The organism is Paracoccus everestensis, assembly GCF_021491915.1.
Classification (GTDB): Bacteria; Pseudomonadota; Alphaproteobacteria; order Rhodobacterales; family Rhodobacteraceae; genus Paracoccus; species Paracoccus everestensis.
This window is the reverse complement of record NZ_CP090836.1, coordinates 2540064-2560384: the sequence shown is the minus strand read 5'-3', so window position 1 is coordinate 2560384 and position 20321 is coordinate 2540064. Positions and strand designations below refer to the sequence as shown.

Genomic DNA, 20321 nt, shown 5'->3' with positions numbered 1-20321 from the left:
TAGCATGAACACCCGCAAGGTTCTTGTTACCGGAGGAGCTGGATTTATCGGAACCCACCTGGTTGACCGCCTGATTGGGCAAGGCAACCACGTTGTCGTTCTGGACGATCTTTCCACGGGAAAGCCGGAAAACATCCATGCAAAGGCATCCTTTGTGCGGGGAAGCATCCTGGACGGACCTTTGGTGCGCGACCTGGCATCGGGGGTGGACGGCATTTACCACCTGGCTGCCCGTGTGTCTGTCCAAGCCTGCATAGACGACTGGCTGGATGCGCACAGGGTAAACCTGGATGGCGCCCTTACCGTCTTCCTGGCGGCCAGCGAGCGTCGCAGGATTCCGGTGGTCTTCACCTCTACCGCGGCGGTGTACGGCAACATGACGGGGGCATCGTGCCGCGAAGATGACGCCTTGTTGCCGCTTTCCCCTTATGGGGCGGACAAGCTTGCTGGCGAACATCATCTGGGGGCCATGGCGGATATACGCGGCCTGCCCTCGGTCAGTCTTCGGCTTTTCAATGCTTATGGCCCAGGGCAGGATCCCGCGTCCCCTTATGCGGGGGTGATTGCCAAGTTCTTTTCGAATGTCCTGCACGATCTGCCCCATACCATTCAGGGCGACGGCTCGCAGGTGCGGGACTTTGTCCATGTCCAGGATGTTGTCAGCGCGATCCTGCACGCAGGGGATCTTGCGGCCAGCCGGCCGGGCGCCCACCGTTTCAATGTCTGCACGGGTGCCGGCACCACCGTGGCCGACCTTGCGCAAAAGGTCGATGCGGCGTCCGGCAGGGCGCGGACGGCCGATATTCACGTCCCGGCGCGACCGGGGGATATCCAGGCTTCGCTCGGATGCGGCAAGGCCGCACACGACGAGCTGGGCTTCACACCCCGATTTGACGTGGACCAGGGGCTGTCGGATCTTTGGCGCTGGATGACGGAACGATCGGCCCCTGATAGCCGCTAGGGGTTTTCAAACGGATCCTGCGGATAGCCGACACCGCACAGATAAAGCCCGTGCGGCGGGCAGACCGGGCCGCATTCCGACCGGTCGCGGGCGGCCAGGGCATCGGCCACCCGGTCTGGCGGCCACGATCCGGCGCCGACCCGCTCCAATGTGCCCACGATCGACCGGACTTGGTTGTGCAAGAACGACCGCGCCCGCAGGTGAAATCGGTATTCATGCCCGTGGGGAATGGCGGTCTCCTCGATCCTGATGTCATCCAAGGTCTTGACCGGGCTTGCCGCCTGGCAGATCGAGGATCGGAAGGTCGTGAAATCGTGACGGCCCCGCAGATGCGCGGCCCCCTTGCGCATGGCGTCTGCGTCCAGAGGGTGCAGAACCTGCCAGACCAGGCCACGATCATGGGTCGCGGGCGCCCGGCGGGCCTGCAGGCGGAACAGGTATCGCCGTTCGATGGCGGAAAAGCGGGCGTGGAAATCATCGGGAACGCGGGCTGCAACCAGGACCGCCACGGGTGCGGGTTTCAGGTGGAAATTCAACGCCTCGGCCAGGCGGAACGGATCCCAGTCGCGGGCCAGATCGGCATGGGCGACCTGGGCCGTGGCGTGGACGCCCGCATCGGTGCGCCCGGCCGCCGCGATCCGCGCCCCTGCGGCAAAGCCGGGATCCAGGCGGGCCAGCGCGGCCTCGATTGCGCCTTGCACCGACGGCTGGTCGGCCTGGGCCTGCCATCCGGCAAAGGGGCGCCCGTCATATTCGATCTTCAGGGCAAAGCGCGGCATCGGCGGATCAGCGCACCTTGTCCTGGCCGGGGGTGAGCAGGTCGTCCAGAAAGCGCGCGGCCTCGGTCCGGGGCGGTTCGAGCGCCGCGGGTTCGCTGGCCCGGACGCCTTCCCGCGCCAAACGGTCGCGCAGGACCGATATCTCGATGTCCAGATCGGTGCGGTCGCCTTCCAGCAATCGCCGCGACTTGGCGCTGAAATCCTTTTCCAGATCGTCCAGGAACGTTTCATAGGACGCCCGTACCGCCGGATCCTGCGTTTGGCGATACAGATCGGCGAACTTGACCGAGGCATCGCGCGCGCCCATCAGGTAAACGCCCAGATATCGCCGCGCTGCCGACAGATCGCCGGGATTGCTGCGCACGCGGTCGAACAGGTCTTCGACCGTGGCGGCAAAACGGTTTATCCGTGCGTCCAGCCAGCGGTCGCCCAACTGGCGGATCGCGTCGCGCATCTGGGCCAGATGGGCCTCGGCTTCCTCGATCATCTTCTGGGCGCGTTCCCCCTGAAAGCCGTCGACCCCGTCCATCCCCTTGTCGCGCATCGGGTCGGACCCGAAGGCCAGCCAGTGCAGCGCCAGTCCCGTCACGCCCACCGCCCCGGCGCCGGCCAGGCTGCCGGGTTCTGCGACCCCCAGCCCCAGGCCCAGCCCGGCCAGAACGCCCCCGAACAGCTTGCGCGGGATCGCCGGGCGGCGCGCGACGCGGCGCACCTCGTACGCGGCCTCGGCGGCAAGGCCTTCGCGGGTCATCCACATGGCGCTGGCAATCACGCCAAAGGCCGCCAGATTGGCGGCCATGCCTGCCGGATCCTGGAAAAACGCGCTGAACAGGAACGGCACCGCCGCCATGGTCACATATTTCGGGCGCCCGGCCAGCCGGTGGCGGATCGGCGCGTCAGGGATGGGGTTCAGATTGCCATTCTGCAGGGCATCGGGCGAGAACCGCCCGCCAAAGCGTTTCGCCATGGTCCTATCCCGCCCCCAGCGAGGCATAAAGCGTCACCAGAACCAGCAGATAAAAGCCCAGCCGTTGGATGGCGTTCCGCGACATGCCTGTCCTTTCCCCTTGGGCCATCACGGCCCGTCCTGCCCTATATCGGGATTGCCGGGCCGATTGCAAAGATCAGCCACGCGGAAACAGACGGTCCAGCGCCCGGTCCAGCGGCGCGGGGTCGTCAAGGGCCAGGCGCACGGGCAGGGTCATCACCTTGGGCCGGAAGGATCGGGGCAGGCGGGCCGCGTCCTTTTCGGTGGTGACAAGCTGGGCGCCCAGCAACCGGGATTCGGTCTCAAGCCGGGTCAGCAAGGCGGGGGTGAAGGGCTGGTGATCCTCCAACGCCTCGGCCCGGACCAGATCGGCGCCAAGCCCGGCCAGGGTGGCAAAGAACTTCTCGGGGTGGCCGATGCCTGCGAAGGCCAAGACGCGATAGCCCCCCCAGTCCATGCCCATGGCCAGGGGCGCCAAGGCCCCGCGCAGATGCGGCGGTGCCCCCGGGGGGGCGGCAAAGCGGGCCTGCGCGTCAGGGGGACCGACCGACAACAGCAGATCGGCGCGGGCAAGGCCTGTCGCCACGGGTTCGCGCAAGGGTCCGGCCGGGATGCAGAAACCGTTGCCAAAGCCCTTGGCCGCATCGACCACGACCAGCGACAGGTCGTGGGCAAGGGCCGGATCCTGGAACCCGTCGTCCAGGATGATCGCCCCTGCGCCATCGGCCACCGCCGCCCGTGCGCCCGCCAGCCGGTCCCTGGCGACCCAGACCGGGCCGAAGGCCGCCATCAGCAAGGGCTCGTCCCCGGTCAGAGCGGCCTCATGGCGCGCTTCCTCGACCCGCAGGGGGCCTGAGGCGCTGCCGCCAAAGCCGCGCGATACTACTTGGGCGGCAATCCCGCGCGCCTGCAGCGCCTGTTGCAGGTGGATCACCGTGGGCGTCTTGCCGGTGCCGCCTGCGTTCAGGTTGCCCACGCAGATCACCGGCACGCCCACCCGCGCCCGCGTGCCGCCCGCCAGCCGCCGGGCGGTGGCACGGGCATAGGCCGCACCCAGCGGCGACAACAGACGTGCGGCGAGCGTCGGCGGACGCTGATACCAGAAGACGGGCGCGCGTTTCATGGCGTGGCCTTTGCGATGGCGTCCAAGACCGGGGCGCAGATGCGCATGGTCACGTCCGCGCCGCCCGTGCTGACGGTCCAGGCATTGCTGGCAAGCGTTGCGATCAGGTCGGGCTGGGACAATTCGGCGATGGCTGCGGCCAGATCCTCGGGGGTGGCGACCTGGCGCGCCGCGCCCGCGCCGCCAAGCTGCTGCCATTCGGTGGCAAAGCGGTCCGTATGGGGGCCATGGACGATGGCGGAACCCAGGGCGGCGGGTTCGAACGGATGGCGGGCCGCGGCATCGTCGCCCCCCAGCGTGCCGCCCAGGTAGGTGACGGGGGCCAGGCGATACCACAAGCCCATTTCGGTCGGACCGTCGGTCAGCATGACATGGACATCATCGGTCGGATCCTCGTCCCAGGACCGGCGGGCGACGGTCAGGCCGCCGGCCTCGATCGCCTGGGCCAGGGGGGCGATGCGGTCGGGATCGCGCGGGGCCAGGAACAGCAGCGCCCGGTGCGATTGCGCAAGCGCCGCGTGATGGGCGGTCAGCACCGCGTCTTCCTCGTCCGGGGGGACCGAGGCTGCAAGCCACGCATGGCGGCCCCGCAGCAACTGGGCCATGACGCTGCGCTCGGCCTCGGAACAGGGCAGGGGATCGCGGATTTCGGCCACCGGGCCGGTCATGGCGACGCGTCTGCGGTCTGCGCCCATGCGCAGGGCGATCGAGTGGCTGGGGGGGTCGGTCACAAGGATCGCGCGCATCTGGCGCAGCAATTCGCGCCGCGCGCTGGCCCGCAGCGTCCAGCCGGTATCCTCGGGGGCAAGCCGCGCTTCGGCCAGGATGACCGGCAGGCCCCGGCGGCTGGCCGCCAGGATCAGGGATGCGGGCAGGTCCGATCCCAGCAAAAGGACGGCGGCAGGACCAGCGGCCATCAGCGTCTCGGCCATGGCGGGGGCGGGATCGCCCGCGTCCAGGATGCGCAGGTCGGGGCGTCCCCGCATCAGGCGGCGCTGCACCTGGGCAAAGGCCGCCCGCGCTTCGGGCGCGACCTGCACCAGCAGCAAGGGGCCGATGCCCTGCGGGATTTCGGGCGCGGGGGCATCGTCGGGCACGGCCCGGCGGCCTTGCCACCACAGGCCGAACTGCCCGATGCCGGATACCTTGATCATGGCCTGCGCCGAACCTGGGCGATCAGCCCCGGACCTCCAGCTCCTCGGTGGGGCTGGCGGCGGCTTCCTCGTCGCGCAGGCGGTGCAGGTGGGCGATGAAATAACGGGTATGGGCGCTGTCCACCGTCCGCTGCGATTCCGCCTTCCAGGCATCATAGGCGGCCTGGTAATTGGGGAAGATGCCGACGATGTGGATGGCATCGGTGTCGCGGAACTGGGTGCCCTGCGGGTCGGTCAGCTCGCCGCCAAAGACAAGATGCAGACGCTGGCTCATGGGTGTCTTCCCCTGTTGGATGTCGCCCGGACCCTAACCCGCTGTCGCGCCGAGAGGAAGCGGCAAGCCGGGGGTTTCCCACCCCCGGGCCCCCGTGGGATATTTTGGCCAAGGCAAAAGCTATAGCCCCGCCAGTTTCATGATTGCGGCCCATTCGTCATCCTTGACCGGCTGGACCGACAGGCGCGAGTTGTTGACCAGCACCATGTCCTTGAGCGCCGGTTCCTGTTTCGCCTGGTCCAGCGAAACCGGGCGGGGCAGGGGCTTCACGGCCATGATGTCCACGCATTCCCATTTCGGATCGTCCGCCGTGCTGTCGGGATGGGCCTCGGCGATGACCTGGACGATGCCCACGGCTTCCTTGCCGATGTTGGAATGATAGAACAGGCCCAGATCGCCCGTCTTCATCGCACGCATGAAGTTGCGCGCCTGATAGTTGCGCACCCCGTCCCATTCCTCGCCCGCGTCATCCTTGGCGACCAGGTCGTCCCAGCCGAACACGTCGGGCTCCGATTTGAACAGCCAGAAGGCCATCAGCCGATCACCTTCTTCCATTCGACGACCTCGGTGCTGCCAAACAGCCCGGCGGCCTTGTAGGGATCCTTTGCCGCCCAGTCCTGCGCCGCGGCCAGATCATCGGCTTCGACGACCAGCAGGGATCCGCACATCTGGCCTTGCTCGACAAGCGGGCCGGCCATGCGGACAATGCCGCTGTCGTGCAGATAGGCCAGATGCGCGTCGCGCGTATCCAGGCGGGTTTGCAGGGCGCCGGGCTTGTCCCGGCAGATCACGGCGAACAGGGGCATCATTCCTCCTTCAAGGGGCGAGTCATCAGGGATTGGGCCGCGTCGTCCACGGTCATGCGGCCCTCGGCCAGGCGGGCCACCATGGCGGCGATCGGCATATCCTCGCCGATCTGGTCCGACAGGGCCGCGACGGCGCGGGCGGTGGCGGCGCCTTCGACGGTGGTGGTGCTGTCGAACGGCTGGCGCGCGCCAAGCGCCTGCCCATAGCGGAAGTTGCGCGACCCCGCCGAGGTGCAGGTCAATGTCAGGTCGCCCAAGCCCGACAGGCCGGTCAGCGTTTCGGGGCGCGCGCCCAGACGGGCGGCAAGGCGGGTCATCTCGGCAAAGCCGCGCGTGATGATGGCGGCCCTCGCGCTGTCGCCCAAGCCCGCGCCGATCACGACGCCCGCTGCGATGGCGATGACGTTCTTCAGCGCGCCGCCGAGTTCGGCGCCTGTCACGTCAGTGGTTCGGTAAAGCCGCAGGACCGGGGTGGACAGCGCGTGTTGCAGCGCCTTGCCCGCCTCAGCGTTGGCGCAGGCCAGCGTCAGGGCGGTGGGCAGCCCGCGCGCGATGTCAGCCGCAAAGGACGGGCCGGTCAGGACCGCCACGGTCGCGCGCGGACAGGCGTTGGACAGCAGGACGGACGGGCCGGTCAACTGGGCAAGGTCGATGCCCTTGGCCGTGCTGACCAGGTGCTTGCCGTCCAGAAGCGCCGCGTGATCGGCCAGGAAGCCGCCAAGCGCCTGGGCGGGCAGGGCCATCAGCAGCGTATCGGCCCGGGTGGCCGTCGGCAGATCATCGGTGATGCGGATTGCATCGGGCAGGGCGACCCCCGGCAGGCGCGGGTTGTCGCGGCCCCAGCGGATGTCGCGCGCCCACAGCGTCACAGGGCCGTTCGCGGACAAGGCCACCGCAAGCGCCGTGCCGAATGCGCCCGCGCCCACGATCGCGATGCTCATGCCTTGGCACCCTTCTTGCCGCTGCCCAGCATCGGGGCCGCGTCCTGATCCAGCGGCCAGCGGGGGCGGGCGGCCAGGTCCATGCCGTCGCGATGACCCAGGGTAAAGCGTTCCGCCCCGGCCCAGGCGATCATCGCGCCGTTGTCGGTGCAAAGCGCAAGCGGCGGGGCAAGGAACCGCGCGCCCGCATCCTGCGCCACCCGTTCCAAGGCCGCGCGGATGGTGCGGTTGGCGGCGACACCGCCCGCGACGGCCAGAACCGGGGCCGAGCTTGCCGCAAGCGCCCTGCGGGATTTTTCGGCCAAAACCTCGGCCACGGCCTGCTGGAACGCGGCACACAGGTCCGCACGGTCCTGTTGACGCAGGCCTCCCTGGTCCGCGATCAACTGGTCGCGCAGCCGCAGCGCGGCGGTCTTGAGGCCGGAAAACGACATATCGCATCCCGGACGGTCCAGAAGCGGGCGGGGCAGGGCGAAGCGGTTGGGATTGCCGGACGCGGCCTCGGATTCCACGGAAGGCCCGCCCGGCTGGGGCAGGACCAGCAGCTTGGCCAGCTTGTCAAAGGCCTCGCCCGGGGCATCGTCGATGGTGCCGCCCAGGCGGGTGAAATCCTGCGGTCCGTCCACGCGCAGGAACTGGCAATGTCCGCCCGATACCAGCAGCATCAGATAGGGAAAGCCGATGCCGTCCGTCAGGCGCGGGGTCAGCGCATGGCCCGCAAGGTGGTTCACGCCGATCAGCGGCAGGCCCGCACCAGCGGCGATGCCCTTGGCGCACATGACGCCCGCCATCACCCCGCCGATCAGCCCCGGTCCCGCCGTGACCGCCACCGCCGCCACATCGGACAGCGCGACGCCCGCCTGGGACAGCGCCTGTTCCACGACCAGGTCCAGCCGTTCCGCATGGGCGCGCGCGGCGATTTCCGGCACCACGCCGCCGAAATCGGCGTGAAGCGCGGTCTGGCTGTGGATCACGGATGCCAGGATCCGCCGGTCGCCTGTCACAAGGGCAGCGGCAGTGTCGTCGCAACTGCTCTCGATGCCAAGGAAAATCTGGGTATCGTTCATGCTCTTGCCGGGCGGGGAAATGGCGCTTACGCGTCAGGCCCTAGCATCGGTCACAGGGGATGCCAATGTCCAGCACCAAGCGACCTGTTCTGCTGCTGACCCGCCCGCCGCAGGATTCGCGGCGGTTCGCGGCAATGCTGCCGGACTGGCCAGCGGTGATTTCGCCCATCCTGCGGATCGTGGCGGTGGATCATGACGCCGCCGCCTTGCGCGATGCGCCGGGGCTGGTGTTCACCTCCGCCCATGCGGTGCCCGCGGCCGGGGCGGGGCGGGGACGGCTGGCGCTGTGCGTGGGCGAGCATACCGGGCAGGTTGCGCACGCGGCGGGATTTGACGTCCGGATGGGCAATGGCTTTGCCGAAAGCCTGCTGCCGCTGATCGAGGCGGCGGGGGTGCCGCTGATCCACCCGCATGGCCGGCATCTGGCAAGGCGCCTGCCGGTCCCGGGGATGGTCGTGTACGACCAGCAGGCCGTCCCCTTGACCAACGAGGCGGGGGCGCTGCTGGCGGGAACGGCCCCGGTGATCCTGCCGCTGTTTTCCCCGCGCAGCGCACGTCTGGTGGCGGATGCCGGGCGGGGGGCAAGGGCGCCGTTGTGGCCGGTGGCGATCAGCGATGCCGCCTGGGCCGCCTGGGCCGCGCCCGCCGCCGGTCATGCCGTGGCCCAGCGGCCCGATGCGGCGGCCATGGCTGCGGCCATCCGCAGCCTGCCTTTGGCGGAACAATGATGCGCAGGGCGGGTTGAGAAGCGCCTCCGGCCTCATTAGGCTGCGGGCCAGGCGCGGCCATGCGTGCTGCCGCGAGACGGGGATACCACGTGAAAAAGCCAGACAAGACCACAAGCGACAGCAAATCCGAAACCCCGCAGGACAAGACCCCCCTGATGCCGAAAAAGGATGCGGCCACGCCCGGCGTGATTGCCCAGACCGATATCGGTGCGGGGGACGGACGTGCCGCATCGGCGCAAGGGGCAGAGATGAAGCCCGTCGAATCGACCCTGCTGGGCGACAAGACCGGCCAGCATCCCCCCGCCGCGCGCAAGCCGGACGCGGCCGGATCCGATGATCCCCCCAAGGCCGCCATGCCGGAACCCGCGCCGCGCGACATCCCGGTCCAAACATCCGCACCAGCACCGGCGCAAAAGGTCGTGGTGAAAAAGACCGGCTTCTGGCCGGTTTTCCTGGGCGGGGTGGTCGCCGCAGGCCTGGGATCGGCGGCAACGATCTGGGCATTGCCGCATCTGCCCGCGGACTGGCTGCCCGAACAGGCGGTCCCCCAGCCCGTTGCAGCCGCCCCCGAGGTGGATGTGGCTGCCATTCGCAGCGATGCGGTTGCCGCAGCCCAAGCTGCGGCCGCCGAACAGGTCGATGCGCTGCGCAGCGAACTGGCTGCGGCACAGCCCGAAGCCGCGGCGGCAGATACCCCCGCCGGTCCTACGCCCGAGGATCTGGCCGCATTGCGCCAGCAGATCGAAGCCCAGGCTGTCCAAATCCAGGAATTGACGGCCCGTCCGCAGATCGACCCCGACATGGCCGCGCGCGTGCAGGCCTTGGCGGCTGAGGCGGATACCCTGGAACAACAGCTCCAGACCGCAGCCCAAGCCGCGCAGGCGCAGATCAATGCAGCCCAGGCCGAGGCGCAGCAGTTGCAGGAAGCCGCCGCCGAAAGCACCCGCCGGGCCGAAGCCGTGGCCGCCGTCGCCGCCCTGCAATCCGCCCTGGACCGGGGCGTGACACCGGAGGAGGCGCGGCAAACGCTGGAAGGCGCGGGGCTTGAGGCGCCCGAGGCACTGACCCGGGACGTGCCCAGCCTGGACAGCCTGCAAGCCAGCTTTCCCGAGGCGGCGCGCGCCGCCCTGCGCGCATCGCTGCGCGGGGACAGCGTGGCGGGCAATGGCAACCTGCTGACCAATTTCCTGCGCGCCCAGACCGGCGCCCGGTCGGTCGAGGCGCGCGAAGGCAGCGATCCGGATGCGATCCTGTCCCGCGCCGACGAAGCCGTCCAGGCGGGCCGCATCGCGGATGCCGTGACGGAAATCGAAGCCCTGTCCGACAACGCCCGTGCCGCCCCCGCCATGGCCGAATGGCTGGCCGGGGCCGTGTCCTATCGCGATGCGCAGGCGGCATTGTCCGACCTGTCCGCCCCTTCAAACTGAGGTCCGGGCAATGCTGCTGTCCTTGTTGAAAATCCTGTTTTTCTTCGCCGTGGTCCTAGTCGTCTCGCTTGGGGCGGTGCAGTTGTCCGAAACGGGCCAGATGCTGCGCATCGAATATGCCGGCACGGAATACGCGCTGACCCCCGTCAAGGCGGTCGTGGCGCTGCTGGTGCTGATGGTTCTGGCCTGGCTGGTCTTCAAGGCCCTGGGCCTGGTCCTGGCCTTTATCCGCTTCATTGCGGGGGATGAAACGGCCATCGACCGCTATTTCGCCCGGTCCCGCGAACGCAAGGGATACGAGGCCCTGGGCGAGGGGATGCTGGCCGTGGCATCGGGCGAAGGCAAGCTGGCCCAGGACAAGGCCGCCAAGGCCGAGAAATACCTGAACATGCCCCATATCACCAACCTGCTGTCCGCCCAGGCGGCCGAGGTGGCGGGTGACAAGACCCGCGCGGGCCAGGTTTATCGCACGCTGCTGGAAGACGACCGCACCCGCTTTGTGGGTATTCGCGGGTTGATGCGCCAGAAGATGGAAGACGGCGACACGGCAACCGCCTTGCTGCTGGCGCAGAAGGCCTATGCCCTCAAGCCCCGTCACCGCGATCTGCAGGATACGCTGCTGGATCTGGAAATGCGGGAACATGACTGGAAGGGCGCGCGGCAATTGCTGAAGGACAAGCGCCGTCAGGGCGATCTGCCCTCCGATGTGCATATCCGCCGCGATGCCGTGCTGGCCTTGCAGGAAGCCAGCGAAGTTCTGGCCCATGGCAATTCCATAAGCGCCCGAGAGGCCGCGATTTCCGCCAACAAGGCATCCCCGGACCTGATCCCGGCGGCGGTCCTGGCCGCGCGCAGCTATATCGCGCAAAAGGATTACCGCAATGCGTCCCGCGTGCTGGAAAAGACCTGGTCGGTGCGGCCCCATCCCGACGTGGCCTCGGCTTATGCCGAGATCGTGCCCGATGAGACGCCTTCCGCCCGCCTGACCCGGTTCGACCGGCTGATCGCCAAGAACCCCAACGACCAGGAATCGCGCCTGCTGCGCGCCGAACTGCTGCTGTCGGCCGAAGATTTCCCCGGCGCCCGCCGCGCGTTGGGCGATCTGGCCGAAAAGCATCCGACCGTGCGCACGCTGTCGATCATGGCGGCGGTGGAGCGGGGCGAGGGCGCGGACGACAGCGTCGTGCGCGGATATCTGGCGCGCGCGCTGACCGCCTCGCGCGGCCCGCAATGGGTTTGCGACAAATGCCATAACGTGATGTCGGACTGGGCGCCGGTTTGCGACAGTTGCGGCGGCTTTGACACGCTGACCTGGCGGGAACCCCAGGCAAGGGGCACCGGCGCCATGGCGGCGCCGGGCGCTGAAATGCTGCCCTTGCTGGTCGGCGCGCCAAAGCCTCAGCCATCGGCCCCTGTGGTCGAGGACGCGGTCCGGCAAGACGAGCCGGTCAAGCCGGTCGTGGAACCCGTGGGCAAGACCTCCAAGGTCCGCAGGGTGGAAATCGCCGATGTGACCCCGGGCATGGTCCCGCGTGAAAGCGACTATGTGACGGTCGAACCCGCCCACACCATCACCACGCCCGAACCGGTGCCCGTCCGGGTCGAGGTCATGGCCGCAGACCCGCAGCCGTCGGTTCGGCCCGCGCCCGCCGTGCAGCCCGAACCGACCCTGATCCGTCCCGACGTCCTTCCGCCCGAGGATGCGGACTGGACCGAGGGCAAGACCCGGCCTTGACCGACGGGGACGCAGAAAAAGTGCCGCGCCCCCTTTTCCCTTGGCGTGGAACCTGCTATCCGGCGCCGCACAACCAGATGCCGCTGTAGCTCAGCTGGTAGAGCACGTCATTCGTAATGATGGGGTCGGGGGTTCGAGTCCCTTCAGCGGCACCATGGTTGATCCAGGAACGGCCGGTCCCTCGGGGCTGGCCGTCTTGCATTTCCGGGGGAAAACTGGTGCGGGCGGCGGGACTTGAACCCGCACGGGCTTGCGCCCCAGGGAGTTTAAGTCCCATGCGTCTGCCATTCCGCCACGCCCGCGTTCCCTGTCGCTAACCGGCAGGGGGGCAATTGGCAAGGCTTTCAGAAGCTGCGGGTGGGGCGGTCGAAGACCTTGCGGCCCATCAGGCTGCCGACCAGATCGACCATCAGCTTGGCCGTGCGGCCCCGGTCGTCCAAGAACGGGTTCAGCTCCACCAGATCCAGCGACGTGACCAGGCCGGATTCGTGCAGCAGTTCCATGACCAGATGCGCCTCGCGGAAGGTGGCTCCACCGGGGACGGTGGTGCCTACGGCGGGTGCGATCGACGGGTCCAGGAAATCCACGTCCAGCGACACGTGCAGCATCCCGTTCGCCGCCGCGACCTGGTCCAGGAATGTCCGCAAGGGGGCGACAATGCCCTGTTCGTCCAGCACTCGCATATCGTTCACCGTAATGTCGATGGCAACAAGGGCGGCGTGTTCGGCCGGATCCACGCTGCGGATGCCGAACATACAGATGTTTTGGCCCGGCACCGGATGGGGAAAGGACGGAAAGGGATCAAAGCCCGGCAGCCCCAGCGCATAGGCTATGGGCGTGCCGTGCAGGTTTCCCGATGTCGTCGTCTGGACCGTGTGGATGTCGCTATGCGCGTCCAGCCACAGCACGAACAAGGGCCGGCCCGTGGCGTGCGCGTGGATTGCCGCCCCCGCCACGCTGCCAAGCGCAAGCGCGTGATCCCCGCCCATGATGATCGGCAGCCCGTCGGGCAAGGCCCCGGCCACGGCATCCCGCAGCGCATCGGTCCAGGCGATCATCTCGGGCAGGTGGTGGACGGCAGGGTTGGCGCAGGACAGGTCGGGCAGGGCACCCGGCAGCACGTCGCCCCTGTCCTGGACCGTATGGCCCAGGGCCGTCAGGGTTCCCGGCAATCCCGCCACGCGATAGGCCGCCGGTCCCATCAGGCAGCCGGGGCGGCGCTGGCCTTCATCGACAGGCGCGCCGATCAAGATGCAATGGGTCATGGTCGCGTCTCCTTGGGCCGGGTGGCCCGAAAAGAACACGCTTGGCGGCGAAGGTCCACCACCGGGCGCAGGCCGGTTCGCGACACGGGGTCAGAAGCGGGTGGTCAGCCCGATCTTGAACAGGCGGCCATCCTCGCGGTAATCCACCTCTGATTCGGGCTGGTCGTCGAACAGGTTGTCGATGCCCAGGTTCAGCGTGGTGTCGTCGGTCAGGTCGAAAGCCGCCGCGACATCGACCAGGTAATAGGCCTTGCTGTTCTGCCCCGCCGGAACAGACGCCTGTTCGTCATCACCCACCGTCAACCCTTCCTCGATTACAAAGCCCACCTGCTTGCCGACATAGGTGACCTGCCCCGACAGGTTCAGGCGGTCGGTGGCCTGCCAGGCAAGGCCGGTGGTGACGTTCCATTCCGGGGTCGTGGCCATCGGATAGGCGGTGTCGAAATCGCCATACTTGAATTCCGACTTGGCGATATGGGTGGCCGAGGTGGTCCAGGCCAGGTTGTCGGTCAGGTCATGTTCGAACCCCGCCTCGATCCCGGCGGTCTTGCCGTAATCGAAGTTGTCGCGCTGAAACAAGGCGGTGTCATCGGGATTTGCAGGATCGGCCGGGCGGATCCTGCGGGCGCTTATCATGTCCTCGACATCGTTGTAAAAGACCGTCACCTCCCAGCTGGTCCGTTCGCCCTGATAGTTCAGCCCGATTTCATAATTGTCCGAGATTTCGGGTTGCAGGTCGGGGTTGCCGATGATCGTGCAGGGACCGGGATAGGGTTTGCAGCCATTGCCGCGCGAACCCATCCGATAGTTCGGGTTCAGGTTGCGCAGGTCGGGCGCGACAAAGGCCTGGGAATAGCCCGCCTTCAGCATCAGCGCGTCGCTGATCCGGTAATTGGCATAGATGCGGGGGGTCACATGGGTGCCGAAATCCTCGTGATGATCCACGCGCAGGCCTCCGGTCAGGCTCAGCGCGTCGGTCACGTCCGTGCGAACCTCTCCGTAAAGCGCCGCCGTTGTGGCCGAGCCTTCGATCAGCGCATCCGCCGTGGTGTTCGGATCGCGCAACTTCTCATGGGCGATCAACCCGCCCAGGGTATAGTCCAAGGTATGCCCGCCCAGCGTTGCCGCGGACGTATAGCGCGATTCCAGCGTCGTCGCGTTATAATCGATGGCATCGTCGAAATCGCCCGTATCGGTGTTCCGGCTTTTGTTTTCCGACGCCTCGTGGCGCAGGTAGCTGGACAGCTGTCCCCCGGCCAATTGCCATTCGTTCGTCAGGCCGATGCTGTGGCGGGTGACCTCGTTTTCCGTCGGGCCGTTGTCGGGCGCCAGATAGTCGTCGACTGAAGACTGCGCCTCGGCCCCCCATTCCATGCCGTCGCCGGGGGTCCAGGTCAGGCGCGCACCCAGGGTCTGGGTGCGGATCCCGTTCGTGGAATACTGCGGGATCAACTCGCCCCGGCTTTCGGTGAAGCCATAGGCTTTGGGGGATTCCGTTTCCGCCAGCTTGCCCCAAGCCGACAGGGAAAGGTTCCGGCCCAGCGGGCCCGACAGACAGGCCGAGACCGACCGGCTGTCGGCAGTGGTGTTGTTGTCCGCAATGCCGAAATCGGTCGTGACCGATCCGGTCCAGGCGTCGCTCGACTTTCGGGTGATGATGTTGATCACCCCGCCCATCGCATCCGATCCATAAAGGGTGGACATCGGACCGCGCACGACTTCGATCCGGTCGATAGCATCTAGGGGCACGATTTGCAGGTCGCCCTGGTAATGGCGGGCGAATGTGTTGCGGCTGCCGATGCGCTTGCCATTGACCAGGGTCAGGGTGCGGCTGCTGGACAGGCCCCGGAACGAGACGTTCGAATTGCCGTCATTGCCGCGCGTCAGGTTCAGGCCTGGCACCGTGCGCAGCACGTCCTTGACATTGCGCGCGCCGCTGGCCTGGATCGCTTTCTGGTCGATTACCGTGACCGAGGCTGGCGCGTCCTGGACGGAGGTCGCGATGCCCGACGCGGTCGTGACGACGATCTCCTCCAATACGGTTGGGGCGGCCTGGGTCTGCGCAAGGGCAGCGGCAGGGCCGCACAAGGCAGTGGCGGAAAGAAGAAGGGTCGGAAGTCGAAAGGCAATAGGCATGATGAAGTCCAGGCATAAATCCATGATTCTGCCTGGGTTCGCTATGCCGCATTCCTGGGTATTTCTGTCGGATTAACCGCCCAGCCTTGCTGTCTCAAGTTTTCGCAGGGGATCGAGGGCCTTCCTGTGGCTTGATGGCCACAGGAGCCCTGTCAGGTCCGAACGCCCTTGAAGCGTTCCTCCCATTCGACGCGGCTTTCGTCGCTGATCTTGGCGAACAGCACCTCTGGCACGGAGAAGGCATGGCCGGGCGCCAGCGCAGTCAGGGCACCCGCCACGTCGTCGGGCCAGGCCTCATCCGTGGTTCCCATCGCCTCTAGCATCGACCTGGCGGCAAAGGGAATGAAGGGCGCGGACAGCACCGCATAAAGGCGGATCAGGTTCAGGCCCAGGCGCACCTGCATCGCGGCCTTTTGCGGGTCGGTCTTGTGCGTGGACCAGGGGGCTGCGGATTGCAGGTATTCGTTGCCCAGAACCCAGATCGCGCGCAGTTCACCGGCCGACTTGCGGACCTCCATCGCGGCCATAAAGCCTTCATAGGCGCAGATGCGGGTAGTCAGCGTGTCGATCAGCCGGGTTTCCTCGGGACCGTATTCGCCACCCTCGGGGATTGTTTCGCCGAACTTGGACCGGCAGAACTTGGTGATGCGGCTGACGAAATTGCCCAGGACATCGGCCAGATCCTTGTTCACGGATTGCTGGAAATTCTCCCAGGTGAACTCGCTGTCGCCGGATTCGGGGGCGTGGGACAGCAGCCACCACCGCCAGTAATCGGCGGGCAGGATTTCAAGCGCATGGTCCATGAAGACGCCGCGCCCCTGAGAGGTGCTGAACTGCCCGCCGTCATAGGTCAGATAGTTGAAGGACTTGATGTAATCGACCATCCGCCACGGCTCGCCGGACCCGATCAGGGTGGCGGGAAAGGACAGGGTGTGGAAGGGGACGTTATCCTTGCCCATGAACTGGGTATAGGTCACGTCATCCGCGCCTTCGTCGCGGCGCCACCAGCGGCGCCAGTCGGCATCCGTCTTGCCATGGGCATCGGCCCATTCGGCGGTCGCGGCGATGTATTCGACGGGCGCGTCGAACCAGACATAGAAGACCTTGCCCTCCATCCCCGGCCAGGGCTGGTCGCCGCGCTTGACCGGCACGCCCCAATGCAGGTCGCGGGTGATGCCGCGGTCCTGCAACCCCTCGCCGTCGTCCAGCCATTTGCGCGCGATCGAGGTGGTCAGGATCGGCCAGTCGGTCTTGCTGTCGATCCAGTCGCTGATCTGGTCCTTCAGCGCAGATTGGCGCAGATACAGGTGCTTGGTTTCCCGCACCTCAAGGTTGGTGCTTCCGCTGATGGCGCTGCGCGGGTCGATCAGGTCGGTCGGGTCAAGCTGCTTGGTGCAGTTCTCGCACTGGTCGCCGCGCGCCTTGTCATATCCGCAATTGGGGCAGGTGCCCTCGATATAGCGGTCGGGCAGGAAGCGGCCGTCATCGACGGAATAGACCTGCTTTTCGCTGACCTCGGAAATAAAGCCGTTCTCGGCCAGGCGGCCCGCGAAATGCTGGGTCAGCGCGTGGTTCCGGGGGCTGGAGGACCGGCCGTAATGATCGAAGGACAGGCCAAAGCCGCGCGCCAGTTCCGTCTGCACCCCATGCATCCGCGCGCAGTAATCGGCCACGGGTTCGCCCGTCTTGGCAGCGGCCAGTTCGGCGGGCGTGCCATGTTCGTCGGTGGCGCAGATGAACATCACCTCGTGCCCCCGCGCCCGGAGGTAACGGGCGTAAAGATCGGCGGGCAGCTGGGATCCGACAAGGTTCCCCAGGTGCTTGATGCCGTTGATATAGGGCAGGGCAGAGGTGATGAGATGGCGGGCCATGGTCGCGTCCTTTGGGTCGCACCGTCTCTAGCCGTCTTGGGCTGCGATGAAAAGTGCCGGGGCTTGCCGCCGCCCGCCAGACGGTGCAGCGTCGCGGCCATGATCGACGAATCCGAAATCACCTTTGGCGGCAGCTACCTGGACCGCGCCGACCGGCTGCGCGGCGACGGAGGGGCCATGGCGCGATATCTGGCCGATCCTGCCAGCCGCGTGCTGCCCTTCTGGCAAGGCAAGCCGCTGTTCGATTCGACGGATGCCGGTCCGCGGCTGGTCTGGTGGGGGTCGACCGATCCGGTCGTGGCGGGACAGGCCGATACGGCGCTGTTCCTGGGTTTGGACGACGGCGGATGCGCGCATTTCGCCATTGACCTGTCAGGCCTGGCGCCGCCCGACGGCGATCCGGCCACCGACCTGGGCCTGCCCGCGACGCAAGGGTTCATCGACCTGCGCGCCGTGCTGGGCGACCTGGATCATCGCGATGCCGCCATCGCCGCCCCGGCCAAGGGCATCTTCGAATGGCGCCGCAGTCACGGGTTCTGTTCCAATTGTGGGGCGCGCAACATCGTCGCCCATGCTGGCTGGCGTTTCGACTGTCCCGCCTGCAAGCGGCCGCATTTTCCGCGCACCGATCCGGTTGTCATCATGCTGGTGCTGGACGGCGACCGCGTGCTGCTGGGCCGCCAGCCCGGCTGGGATGACGGGATGTATTCCCTGCTGGCCGGTTTCGTCGAACCGGGCGAAACGATCGAGGAAGCCGTGCGCCGCGAGGTTCACGAGGAAACGGGGGTCCGGGTGGGTGCAGTCCGCTATCTGACCTCTCAACCCTGGCCGTTCCCCGCATCCCTGATGATCGGTTGCGTGGCGCGGGCCGAAACAAGCGCGATCACCATGGACCCTGTTGAACTGGAAGACGCGCTGTGGGCCGGCAAGGCCGAAATGGCGGATGCCCTGGCCGGAAAGCACGGCCGCATCCGGCCGGCGCGCAAGGGTGCCATCGCCCAGACGATCCTGCGCGCCTGGGTCGAAGACCGGGTGCCGGGCCTTTAATCCGTCTGCACGCAGGACCGGGTGGCGGCGTCGTCCATGGCATTGGTCAGGCTGGCGTTGCGGCCCTTGGCCCACCATTCGTATTCGCCCGAAACATAGCGCACGCCCGATGCCGCGATCACATTGACGAAGATCCGCTGTTCCCCGTCAATGGGCAACAGCGCCAGGCTGTTCGGCCCGGCGTCAAGGTAGCTGACCTGCACAAGGGCGCCGCCGTCGCAGAAATAGGTGATGTCGTCCAGCGTTGCGCCGTCCAGGGGCAGGGACAGGGTGGTCTGCGCCTGTCCGGGACCGGACAGGAGGGCGGTCATGGCAAGGGTGAGGCAAGACGGGCGCATCATGATCAAACCCTTGTGGCAGGCCTTACCGCCGCCGGTCGCGCCGCGAACTCATCGGTTGAAAGGCCACGCTGACATGGGCGTCGCAATAAGGCTTGCCCGCCTGGCTGGGCAATCCGCAGAACCAGAACTTGTCGGTCGCAGGATCGCCGATGGGCCATTTGCAGGTGCGTTCCGTCAATTCCATCAGGGTCAGCTTCTTGGCACGCTTTTCCACCTCGCGGACGGATGCCAGGGTTTCTGGGCTGATCTCGTTGGCGGAAGGCTGCGGCGGCAGGGGCTGGCCCGCCGGCACGATGGGGCGGCGCGGAACGGGGGTGAAAACGGGCTGGGACACGGGTTCTTCCTCGGCGGGAGCCTCTCGCGCGGGGGCGGCAGGCTCGGGCGGCTGCTGCGGTTCGGGACGCGGGGCGGCTTGGGCGGCGGGGGCGGGCTTGCGGTCCGCCTTCTTTTCGGCAACGGGCTCCGGGGCAGGCGCGGGGGCAGGCTCGGGTTCGTCGTTGCGGTTCGACAGGCCAAGGCGGTGAACCTTGCCGATCACGGCGTTGCGGGTCACGCCGCCCAGTTCCTTGGCGATGGCACTGGCGGACTGGCCTTCGGACCACATGCGCTTCAGCGTCTCGACGCGTTCATCCGTCCAGGACATGGCTGCCTTTCCGGGCGTGCATCTGCGCCGCCCCATCTTGAAACCTGCGATTGCCCCCGTCAGAAACGGGATGCCGAGATTTAGCCGCCGATGCGCAGAAATTCAAGGACCGCCTGATGTCGCCCATAATCCGCACCGAAACCCCCGCCATGGGCGTGCGCCGTTTCGGCCGCGTCAACTGGCTGGGCCTGCAAACCCTTGCCAGGCGCGAGGTGATGCGCTTCATGGCCGTCTGGCAGCAGACGATCTTTGCCCCCCTGATGACGGCGGCATTGTTCGTGCTGATCTTTGCCCTGGCCATGGGGCAGGGGCGGGGACAGGTGATGGGCCTGCCCTATCTGGTCTTCCTGGGGCCGGGCATCCTGATGATGACGGTGATCCAGAACGCCTTCGCCAACACGTCCAGCTCGATCACCTCGGCCAAGGTGCAGGGCAACATCGTAGACACGCTGATGCCGCCCTTGTCGGCGGGGGAATTGCTGGCAGGCTATCTGGCGGGGTCGGTCGTGCGCGCAGGCCTGGTGGGCGCGGTGATCGGGACCGGCATGGTCCTGGTCACGGGTCAGGGGATCGCGCATCCCGGCTGGACGCTGGCCTTTGTCCTGCTGGCTGCGCTGATGCTGGGGGGCCTGGGGATCCTGGCCGGGGTGCTGGCGCAGAAGTTCGACCAGATGGCGGCGATCAGCAACTTCATCATCACGCCCCTGTCCTTTCTGTCGGGCACCTTCTATTCCGTCCAGGCCCTGCCCGAGCCGTTCCGCACGCTGTCGCACTGGAACCCGGTCTTCTACCTGATCGACGGGGCGCGCTATGGCGTCACCGGGGTCAGCGACGCATCGGTGTGGCGGGGGCTGCTGGTTTGCATCATGGTTGTCGCGCTGATCCTGTGGCTGGCCTGGCACTGGCTGAAAACCGGCTATCGGATGAAAGCGTGATTGCGCGAGGCCCGAATCGGCGTTATGGCCGATGCCATGATCGCATGGACCGCCTTTGCAGCCCGTCCCCGACGTTGACGCCAAGTCACCGTCCGATCCC

Annotated in this window: 20 protein-coding genes and 2 tRNA genes; 7 read left to right on the top strand and 15 right to left on the bottom strand. The window is 67.2% G+C overall.

Annotation, left to right across the window (positions count from 1 at the left end; genetic code table 11):
• Window positions 1–4: 4 nt before the first annotated feature.
• The gene (locus LZ585_RS12720) at window positions 5–961 is read left to right on the top strand and encodes an NAD-dependent epimerase/dehydratase family protein (protein WP_234853903.1); all 957 of its coding nucleotides are present in this window, start codon (window positions 5–7) and stop codon (window positions 959–961) included.
• Here the strand turns inward: LZ585_RS12720 and truA are convergent.
• The 9 genes from truA to tsaD all read right to left on the bottom strand — a co-directional run bounded on the left by truA (window position 958) and on the right by tsaD (window position 8093).
• The gene (gene truA, locus LZ585_RS12715; protein ID WP_234853902.1) at window positions 958–1740 is read right to left on the bottom strand and encodes a tRNA pseudouridine(38-40) synthase TruA; all 783 of its coding nucleotides are present in this window, start codon (window positions 1738–1740) and stop codon (window positions 958–960) included. The two genes, LZ585_RS12720 and truA, sit on opposite strands and share 4 nt — an antisense overlap.
• Before the next feature lie 7 nt (window positions 1741–1747).
• Entirely contained in the window at window positions 1748–2707 is a 960-nt protein-coding gene (locus tag LZ585_RS12710; RefSeq protein WP_234853901.1) for a 5-bromo-4-chloroindolyl phosphate hydrolysis family protein, read from the bottom strand.
• A 157-nt stretch (window positions 2708–2864) separates the two neighbouring features.
• Window positions 2865–3851 carry a tetraacyldisaccharide 4'-kinase gene (gene lpxK / locus LZ585_RS12705; protein ID WP_234853900.1) on the bottom strand — a complete coding sequence of 329 codons (987 nt, stop codon included), beginning with the start codon at window positions 3849–3851 and terminating at the stop codon, window positions 2865–2867.
• The gene (locus LZ585_RS12700) at window positions 3848–5005 is read right to left on the bottom strand and encodes a 3-deoxy-D-manno-octulosonic acid transferase (protein ID WP_234853899.1); all 1158 of its coding nucleotides are present in this window, start codon (window positions 5003–5005) and stop codon (window positions 3848–3850) included. Before LZ585_RS12700 ends, lpxK begins: the two co-directional genes overlap by 4 nt.
• 22 nt (window positions 5006–5027) lie before the next feature.
• Window positions 5028–5279, bottom strand: coding sequence for a DUF4170 domain-containing protein (locus tag LZ585_RS12695; protein WP_234853898.1), 252 nt, complete (start codon window positions 5277–5279; stop codon window positions 5028–5030).
• 120 nt (window positions 5280–5399) lie between these two features.
• The gene (locus LZ585_RS12690; RefSeq protein ID WP_234855834.1) at window positions 5400–5813 is read right to left on the bottom strand and encodes an EVE domain-containing protein; all 414 of its coding nucleotides are present in this window, start codon (window positions 5811–5813) and stop codon (window positions 5400–5402) included.
• The gene (locus LZ585_RS12685) at window positions 5813–6088 is read right to left on the bottom strand and encodes a YciI family protein (RefSeq protein WP_234853897.1); all 276 of its coding nucleotides are present in this window, start codon (window positions 6086–6088) and stop codon (window positions 5813–5815) included. Before LZ585_RS12685 ends, LZ585_RS12690 begins: the two co-directional genes overlap by 1 nt.
• Window positions 6085–7026, bottom strand: coding sequence for an NAD(P)H-dependent glycerol-3-phosphate dehydrogenase (locus LZ585_RS12680; RefSeq protein WP_234853896.1), 942 nt, complete (start codon window positions 7024–7026; stop codon window positions 6085–6087). Before LZ585_RS12680 ends, LZ585_RS12685 begins: the two co-directional genes overlap by 4 nt.
• On the bottom strand, window positions 7023–8093 hold the full coding sequence (gene tsaD, locus LZ585_RS12675) for a tRNA (adenosine(37)-N6)-threonylcarbamoyltransferase complex transferase subunit TsaD (RefSeq protein WP_234853895.1): 1071 nt from the start codon (window positions 8091–8093) through the stop codon (window positions 7023–7025). The genes LZ585_RS12680 and tsaD overlap by 4 nt, the downstream gene beginning before the upstream one ends.
• Window positions 8094–8158: 65 nt before the next feature.
• Between tsaD and LZ585_RS12670 the strand changes: the two genes are divergently transcribed.
• The 4 genes from LZ585_RS12670 (at window position 8159) to LZ585_RS12655 (ending at window position 12138) form a co-directional block, all read left to right on the top strand.
• On the top strand, window positions 8159–8821 hold the full coding sequence (locus LZ585_RS12670; RefSeq protein WP_234853894.1) for a uroporphyrinogen-III synthase: 663 nt from the start codon (window positions 8159–8161) through the stop codon (window positions 8819–8821).
• A gap of 89 nt (window positions 8822–8910) precedes the next feature.
• Window positions 8911–10248, top strand: a complete 1338-nt coding sequence (locus LZ585_RS12665; protein WP_234853893.1) for a COG4223 family protein — start codon at window positions 8911–8913, stop codon at window positions 10246–10248.
• Window positions 10249–10258: 10 nt separating this feature from the next.
• Complete coding sequence (locus tag LZ585_RS12660) at window positions 10259–11983, top strand: heme biosynthesis protein HemY (protein ID WP_234853892.1); 1725 nt, start codon at window positions 10259–10261, stop codon at window positions 11981–11983.
• Between the two features lie 79 nt (window positions 11984–12062).
• Window positions 12063–12138: transfer RNA gene (locus LZ585_RS12655), tRNA-Thr, on the top strand.
• A 61-nt stretch (window positions 12139–12199) separates the two neighbouring features.
• Here LZ585_RS12655 and LZ585_RS12650 read toward each other — a convergent pair.
• The 4 genes from LZ585_RS12650 to metG form a co-directional block, all read right to left on the bottom strand.
• A tRNA-Leu gene (locus LZ585_RS12650) sits at window positions 12200–12285 on the bottom strand.
• Window positions 12286–12327: 42 nt separating this feature from the next.
• On the bottom strand, window positions 12328–13248 hold the full coding sequence (gene rocF / locus LZ585_RS12645) for an arginase (RefSeq protein WP_234853891.1): 921 nt from the start codon (window positions 13246–13248) through the stop codon (window positions 12328–12330).
• A gap of 90 nt (window positions 13249–13338) precedes the next feature.
• Complete coding sequence (locus LZ585_RS12640; protein ID WP_234853890.1) at window positions 13339–15408, bottom strand: TonB-dependent receptor domain-containing protein; 2070 nt, start codon at window positions 15406–15408, stop codon at window positions 13339–13341.
• Between the two features lie 128 nt (window positions 15409–15536).
• On the bottom strand, window positions 15537–17255 hold the full coding sequence (metG, locus tag LZ585_RS12635) for a methionine--tRNA ligase (RefSeq protein WP_234853889.1): 1719 nt from the start codon (window positions 17253–17255) through the stop codon (window positions 15537–15539).
• 99 nt (window positions 17256–17354) lie between these two features.
• Between metG and nudC the strand changes: the two genes are divergently transcribed.
• The gene (gene nudC, locus LZ585_RS12630; RefSeq protein WP_234853888.1) at window positions 17355–18302 is read left to right on the top strand and encodes an NAD(+) diphosphatase; all 948 of its coding nucleotides are present in this window, start codon (window positions 17355–17357) and stop codon (window positions 18300–18302) included.
• Here nudC and LZ585_RS12625 read toward each other — a convergent pair.
• Window positions 18299–18613, bottom strand: coding sequence for an MliC family protein (locus LZ585_RS12625; RefSeq protein ID WP_234853887.1), 315 nt, complete (start codon window positions 18611–18613; stop codon window positions 18299–18301). The genes nudC and LZ585_RS12625 overlap by 4 nt on opposite strands.
• Window positions 18614–18665: 52 nt before the next feature.
• A complete protein-coding gene (locus tag LZ585_RS12620) occupies window positions 18666–19286 on the bottom strand; it encodes a GcrA family cell cycle regulator (RefSeq protein WP_234853886.1) in 621 nt (206 codons plus the stop codon).
• A 116-nt stretch (window positions 19287–19402) separates the two neighbouring features.
• Between LZ585_RS12620 and LZ585_RS12615 the strand changes: the two genes are divergently transcribed.
• Window positions 19403–20221, top strand: coding sequence for an ABC transporter permease (locus tag LZ585_RS12615; RefSeq protein WP_234853885.1), 819 nt, complete (start codon window positions 19403–19405; stop codon window positions 20219–20221).
• Window positions 20222–20321: the final 100 nt, after the last annotated feature.

Coding starts and splice junctions, on each gene's coding strand:
- LZ585_RS12720 (WP_234853903.1), top strand. CDS start 5: ATGAACACCCGCAAGGTTCTTGTTACCGGAGGAGCTGGATTTATCGGA.
- truA (WP_234853902.1), bottom strand. CDS start 1,740: ATGCCGCGCTTTGCCCTGAAGATCGAATATGACGGGCGCCCCTTTGCC.
- LZ585_RS12710 (WP_234853901.1), bottom strand. CDS start 2,707: ATGGCGAAACGCTTTGGCGGGCGGTTCTCGCCCGATGCCCTGCAGAAT.
- lpxK (WP_234853900.1), bottom strand. CDS start 3,851: ATGAAACGCGCGCCCGTCTTCTGGTATCAGCGTCCGCCGACGCTCGCC.
- LZ585_RS12700 (WP_234853899.1), bottom strand. CDS start 5,005: ATGATCAAGGTATCCGGCATCGGGCAGTTCGGCCTGTGGTGGCAAGGC.
- LZ585_RS12695 (WP_234853898.1), bottom strand. CDS start 5,279: ATGAGCCAGCGTCTGCATCTTGTCTTTGGCGGCGAGCTGACCGACCCG.
- LZ585_RS12690 (WP_234855834.1), bottom strand. CDS start 5,813: ATGGCCTTCTGGCTGTTCAAATCGGAGCCCGACGTGTTCGGCTGGGAC.
- LZ585_RS12685 (WP_234853897.1), bottom strand. CDS start 6,088: ATGATGCCCCTGTTCGCCGTGATCTGCCGGGACAAGCCCGGCGCCCTG.
- LZ585_RS12680 (WP_234853896.1), bottom strand. CDS start 7,026: ATGAGCATCGCGATCGTGGGCGCGGGCGCATTCGGCACGGCGCTTGCG.
- tsaD (WP_234853895.1), bottom strand. CDS start 8,093: ATGAACGATACCCAGATTTTCCTTGGCATCGAGAGCAGTTGCGACGAC.
- LZ585_RS12670 (WP_234853894.1), top strand. CDS start 8,159: ATGTCCAGCACCAAGCGACCTGTTCTGCTGCTGACCCGCCCGCCGCAG.
- LZ585_RS12660 (WP_234853892.1), top strand. CDS start 10,259: ATGCTGCTGTCCTTGTTGAAAATCCTGTTTTTCTTCGCCGTGGTCCTA.
- rocF (WP_234853891.1), bottom strand. CDS start 13,248: ATGACCCATTGCATCTTGATCGGCGCGCCTGTCGATGAAGGCCAGCGC.
- LZ585_RS12640 (WP_234853890.1), bottom strand. CDS start 15,408: ATGGATTTATGCCTGGACTTCATCATGCCTATTGCCTTTCGACTTCCG.
- metG (WP_234853889.1), bottom strand. CDS start 17,255: ATGGCCCGCCATCTCATCACCTCTGCCCTGCCCTATATCAACGGCATC.
- nudC (WP_234853888.1), top strand. CDS start 17,355: ATGATCGACGAATCCGAAATCACCTTTGGCGGCAGCTACCTGGACCGC.
- LZ585_RS12625 (WP_234853887.1), bottom strand. CDS start 18,613: ATGACCGCCCTCCTGTCCGGTCCCGGACAGGCGCAGACCACCCTGTCC.
- LZ585_RS12620 (WP_234853886.1), bottom strand. CDS start 19,286: ATGTCCTGGACGGATGAACGCGTCGAGACGCTGAAGCGCATGTGGTCC.
- LZ585_RS12615 (WP_234853885.1), top strand. CDS start 19,403: ATGTCGCCCATAATCCGCACCGAAACCCCCGCCATGGGCGTGCGCCGT.